Genomic DNA, 5,232 nt, shown 5'->3' with positions numbered 1-5,232 from the left:
CCAAAAACTAGCCTTCCGCTGTGACCTTCCACTGTTGGTTGTGGAAAATATGGAATGTCTTTATAATCTATAGTAGTACGATTCTCCACGGCTTCTGTAAACAAGCTGAAACCGGATCCAAGAACGATGAGAATTTCGGGTGAAATACTCGTTCTTTTCATTATGTAGTCCCTTGCTTCTTTGATCTTCGTAATCATGTTTTTTTATCACCTCCGTATCAGTACTATTCTACTACAAAGAGGTGTTCAGCATGTATCCAAGGGTCTTGATAAACTTGAAAGAAATCGAGGAGAACGCCAGAAGAATTGTTCAAATGGCAGAAAAAAGAGGCATAGAGATAGTGGGAGTTACAAAGGTAACACTGGGGGATCCAAACTTCGCTGAAGCCCTGAAAAGGGCAGGAATAAAAATCTTAGGAGAATCAAGGTTGAAAAACGTTCTCAGAATGAAGAAAGCGGGGATAGAAGGACCTTTTATGCTACTGAGACTTCCAATGATGAGCGAGCTGGTTGAGGACGTAAAGCATTTTGACTACATAATGGTTTCTGATCCAAAGGTTGCCCAGATGGTGGACGAGTTGTCCAGGGAAATGGGGAGAGCCGTGAAAATCATCTACATGATCGATGTGGGGGACTTGAGAGAGGGAGTGTGGTACGAGAGAGCGGTGGAGGAGATCGCTCAGTGTAGGACTGCGAACATTGTGGGAATAGGGACGAATTTTGGTTGTTATGGTGGTATCATCCCTACAAAGGAAAAGTTCGAGACGTTGCTCAGCATAAAAGAGAGACTGGAGAAAGAACATGGCTTCAACATTGAGATAGTGTCTGGTGGCAACACTCCTACATTGTTTGCGTTGGAAAATGGAGAGATTCCAGAAGGTGTTAATCAGCTGAGGATAGGAGAGGCGATCGCACTCGGAAGAGATATAACGAACAACCGTGTGATAAACTGGTTGTCTCAGGACACGTTCATTGTAGAAGCGGAAGTGATCGAAGTGAAGGAAAAACCATCGATTCCCGTTGGAAAGAGGGGTTTGGATGTCTTCGGTAGAAAGGTGGCATTCGTCGACAAAGGTGTGAGGAAGAGAGCAATCTGTGCTCTCGGTGAGCAGGACATAGACAGCAGAGGGCTCATACCAGTGGACAAAGGGGTGGAGGTGCTTCACGCCTCCAGCGACCACGTGGTCTTGGATGTAACCGAATACGGTGATGTGAAGGTGGGGGACGTGTTCAGGTTCAGAATGACGTATTCCTGCCTTTTGAAGACGATGACTTCTCCTTTTGTGGAAAAGCGTTATGAACCGTCGATTTGAGGAACGAGTCTTAATACGAGGAGGAAATCGCTTTGAACGAGAAAAAACTCGTGGAAGCCTTGAAGAAAAAGGAGAATTGGGCCTACGAGCTTCTATACAGAGAGTTCGCACCCAAGATAGGAAGCATCGCAAAGAGTTATCTGAACACGGACGACGTGGACGATGTGGTACAGGACGTCTTTGTGAGGATTTTCAAGGGCATCAAAAAATTCAGAGGAGATTCGAAGCTCTCCACGTGGATTTACAGGATAGCGGTGAACGTTTGCAAAGACTATCTTCAGAAGTACAAGAGAAGGAACGAATTCCTCACGGATTTTCAGGAAAGTGACAGCGAAGATGAAATCTACATCCAACCGCAAGCCAGGGAGAGTGTAATCGAAGAGGTAATGCGTTCTATAACGGTCGAAAAAGTTCAGAAGGCTCTAGAAAAGCTCTCACCAGAAGATCGATTGCTTATAAAACTCCGAGATATAGATGGATTGAGTTACGAGGAGATCGCGTCCGTGCTTCAAAAACCAGTTGGAACTGTCAAGAGCAGGCTTCATTACGCAAGAAAAAGATTGGGAAAGTTGTTGAAAGAGGGTGAAAGGGTTGAAAGATGACAGACTAAACAGGATCCTCGATGGAGAAGAGCCCGTTGAAAACCTACCGAGAGATCTGCTCGAGGAGTATCGAGCCTACAAAGAGGCGATATCGCTCTACAGAATACGTTGTGAATACATTCCGAGCAGCAGATTGATGGAGAAGATTTTAAAGGCGAGAAAACGCAGAAAACTCATTTTCTCCACCGTTCTCACAGGTGTGATCGCTTCATTGCTTTTGCTTTCTCTCGTTTTCGATATTTTTCCAGCCTTTCCTTCCAAACCAGAGGTTGTTCAGAATCAAAAGTCAGTGGTCAACGAGGTTATCAACTACATAAAAACAGTGGAAGTGGTGAACGACGGATGGTGATAACGTGAAAAAGCACGCGTTCGTACTTCTCTTCTTAATAACGGCTACGATCTTCGCATTGCCCGAAATTGTTGAAAAGTGGATATACTCGAATTACTACGCCAAGAGAGTCATGATCGAGATAGGGCTCAAGACACGCTTCAGGTACGAGGAGGTTTACAAGTGGGGAGCCGACAAGATGGTACTCGTTCACGAGCCGGTCAGAGTGAACTGGGTCAGATTGGGCCAGAACTGTTATATGGGTTCCGATACAATCCTGAGGAGATCACCGATGTTGATCCTGGATCTCGAAGATCTGGCTTTCAAGGAAATTTTGCAGGGGAGGAATCTCATTCTCAGGAAAGCAGATGAGGGATACGAAATCACATTGCATGATACTGGAGAATATCGAATCCTTCTGACCAAGGATGGCCTTCCAAGAGAGATAGAAAGAAACTACATGAACACGAAGAGCAAGCTCCTTTACGAAGAAGTAGAACCTCTCTCTGTTTCTAAAGAAGATGTCTTGAGAGATTACTCTCTTGAGGACTCGGAGATCGAGTTTCCGAAAGAGCTGGTGAGTGTCCTGAACAACTTCAAGTTCATCATCATCAGAGAAGGAACATCCGGGCTCGAAATAGAGGGTATTTACAAGAACGGACAGAAGGTAGAAATATTTATTGGAAGTGACCTGCCGAAAGGTGCTTTAAGAATCAATGTAAACGGTCTGGAAATAGCGATAATTGCCGATAAAGAAACTCTTGAGGAAATAAAGGTGATTCTGAAAAAATGAAAGCGCTGATCCTCGATGGATACGTTGACGAGCCTGCCGTTTTTGGTGTTCCACCTTACATAAGCCCTTACGTCAGATACCTTGCAGGTGCTCTTGTTCTGGTAGGATTGGAAGTTGATTACGTCACCATAGACAGGGTGAGGAAAGAGCAGCTGTGGGAAAGCGCCAACGAATACGATTACCTCTTCGTGGTGGCTGGTACCACCGTTCCAGGGCGGTATAAAGGAGGAACTCCTTTAACCCTTGGCGAGCTTCAGAAGATACTGAGTCTTGCCAGAAGACCCCTGAAGGTTGTAGGAGGGCCCATTGTCAGAGGTTATTCCCCCAAAGGAGGAACCGTCGCCAGACTTCCAGAAATTCAGGCAGATTATCTAGTGACAGGAGACGTGGAAGCGTTCGTACTTTCTTACTTTCGAGGGGAACCCGATCCAACGGCAAAAGGTGACTACGAAACGATCGATAGAGTTGCTCCCTACGGTGTTGTCATTCTTAAGAAACACCCGAACTTTCCACACATCATTTGCGAAATAGAACTGTCTAGGGGATGTGAAAGAGAAACCTTCTGTACCTTCTGTACGGAACCTATCCTCCATGGAAGACTAACGTCGAGAAAAGTTGAGTCCATTCTGAAGGAGATAGAATCTCTTTACAAGGTAGGATGCAGAGCGTTTCGTTTTGGTAGAACAGCGAATATCCTGGCCTACGGATCTGACATGAACGCCGGAAAACCCTCTCCCGAATTGATCGAAGAGCTGTATTCTGGAACCAGAATGGCTGCTCCTTCCCTGGAGGTTCTTCATACCGACAACGCCAACCCTGCCTATCTAGTTAAGTACGAGAAAGCGTGCAGGAAGATCGTGGAAACCATCGTCAGGTACAACACACCCGGTGACGTCTTTTCCTTTGGCGTGGAATCCTTCGACGAAGCCGTTTTGAGAAAGAACAATATACAGGGCTCTCCTGAAGAGTTCCTGAAAGCCGTTGCCATCGTAAACGAAATAGGAGGTGGGCGTGTAGAAGGGGTACCAAAGCTGCTTCCTGGTATAAATCTGATCTTTGGTCTTCCCGGTGAAACTGAACGGACTCTTGAGAAAAATTACTTCTACTTGAAGAAGATACTGGATGACGGATACCTTCTGAGAAGAATCAACATCAGGAAACTTCTTGTGTATCCAGAGACACCCGTATACGAGTATTTCAAAATCAGGAAACACAAAGTCAAAAGTTACCTTCACGAAAGATGGAAAAGAAAGATCCGGGAAGAGATCGATCATGAGATGTTGAAACGAGTCTTCCCTGTGGGAACAGTTTTGAGAAAAGTGATACCGGAGTACGTGGAGGGAAAGTTCACCTTCGGAAGGCAACTTGGGAGCTATCCTATTCTGGTGGGTGTTCCCGGTGTGCACACCGATGTAATGGACGTTGTAGTTGTTTCACACGGGGAACGATCCGTTACCGCCATCCCTTACCCTCCCTCTGTGAACAGCATGTCACTCGAGGAGCTCACCACGATACCAGGAATCGGCCAGGCACTGGCGAGGAAGATCATCCTGAACCGACCGTTCAGAAGTTGGAGTGAATTGGAGAAGATCGTTCCTCCTGAAACGGTAGGAATACTAAAAAAGATAGGCATTTCTTTACAGCAGGTGTAAAATATTTACGGGGGATGAGCATGAAAGAGCTCAAACAGGAACGTTTGAAGTCTATTTTGAGAATACTCGAGAGATCCCGAGAGCCTGTCAGCGGTTCCAAGCTGGCAAAAGAGTTTGGTGTGAGCAGACAGATAATCGTTCAGGACATCGCCTATTTGAGGAGCCAAGGATACAGCATAATTGCAACCCCCCGGGGATACGTCTTCGGCGGGGGAAAAACGAAGGTATCGAAGCTTGTCGCCGTAAAACACGGGCCAGAGGATATAAAAGAAGAATTACTCTGTATTGTGAGAAACGGAGGAAGGGTTATAGATGTGATCGTGGAGCACCCGGTTTACGGTGAAATCCGGGGGATCATCGATGCTTCCACAGAAGAGGATGTTCTGAAGTTCGTCAGTCTCATGGAGATGGCGAAAACAGAACCCCTCCTGAAACTGTCTGGGGGAGTGCACCTTCACACCATAGAGGCGCCGGATGAGGAAATTATGAAAAAAATATTGAAAGAGCTGAAGGAGAAAGGTTTCTTGATAGAGGAGGGATAAGGT

At 46.0% G+C, this 5,232-nt stretch carries 6 protein-coding genes and 1 pseudogene; 6 read left to right on the top strand and 1 reads right to left on the bottom strand.

What is annotated here, in order from left to right:
• Positions 1-197 (bottom strand): annotated as a pseudogene (locus tag J7K79_RS07595) (purine-nucleoside phosphorylase); the annotation flags it as partial.
• A gap of 53 nt (positions 198-250) precedes the next feature.
• Here J7K79_RS07595 and J7K79_RS07590 point away from each other — a divergent pair.
• Genes J7K79_RS07590 through J7K79_RS07565 form a run of 6 tightly spaced genes read left to right on the top strand, consistent with a single transcriptional unit; the run spans position 251 to position 5,229 of the window.
• The gene (locus J7K79_RS07590) at positions 251-1,312 is read left to right on the top strand and encodes a lysine racemase (RefSeq protein WP_296907120.1); all 1,062 of its coding nucleotides are present in this window, start codon (positions 251-253) and stop codon (positions 1,310-1,312) included.
• A 32-nt stretch (positions 1,313-1,344) separates the two neighbouring features.
• The gene (locus tag J7K79_RS07585; RefSeq protein ID WP_296907116.1) at positions 1,345-1,914 is read left to right on the top strand and encodes a sigma-70 family RNA polymerase sigma factor; all 570 of its coding nucleotides are present in this window, start codon (positions 1,345-1,347) and stop codon (positions 1,912-1,914) included.
• On the top strand, positions 1,895-2,263 hold the full coding sequence (locus J7K79_RS07580; protein WP_296907114.1) for a hypothetical protein: 369 nt from the start codon (positions 1,895-1,897) through the stop codon (positions 2,261-2,263). Before J7K79_RS07585 ends, J7K79_RS07580 begins: the two co-directional genes overlap by 20 nt.
• Before the next feature lie 4 nt (positions 2,264-2,267).
• A complete protein-coding gene (locus J7K79_RS07575; protein ID WP_296907112.1) occupies positions 2,268-3,035 on the top strand; it encodes a hypothetical protein in 768 nt (255 codons plus the stop codon).
• A complete protein-coding gene (locus J7K79_RS07570) occupies positions 3,032-4,687 on the top strand; it encodes a radical SAM protein (RefSeq protein WP_296907109.1) in 1,656 nt (551 codons plus the stop codon). Before J7K79_RS07575 ends, J7K79_RS07570 begins: the two co-directional genes overlap by 4 nt.
• Before the next feature lie 14 nt (positions 4,688-4,701).
• A complete protein-coding gene (locus tag J7K79_RS07565; RefSeq protein ID WP_296907106.1) occupies positions 4,702-5,229 on the top strand; it encodes a transcription repressor NadR in 528 nt (175 codons plus the stop codon).
• Positions 5,230-5,232: the final 3 nt, after the last annotated feature.

The sequence above is a fragment of the Thermotoga sp. genome (genome assembly GCF_021162145.1).
Lineage (GTDB): Bacteria > Thermotogota > Thermotogae > Thermotogales > Thermotogaceae > Thermotoga.
This window is presented reverse-complemented; position numbering and strand designations above follow the sequence as displayed.

What these genes read in the sequence shown, in the direction of transcription:
- J7K79_RS07590 (WP_296907120.1), top strand. Translation starts at nt 251, where the DNA reads ATGTATCCAAGGGTCTTGATAAACTTGAAAGAAATCGAGGAGAACGCC.
- J7K79_RS07570 (WP_296907109.1), top strand. Translation starts at nt 3,032, where the DNA reads ATGAAAGCGCTGATCCTCGATGGATACGTTGACGAGCCTGCCGTTTTT.
- J7K79_RS07565 (WP_296907106.1), top strand. Translation starts at nt 4,702, where the DNA reads ATGAGCATGAAAGAGCTCAAACAGGAACGTTTGAAGTCTATTTTGAGA.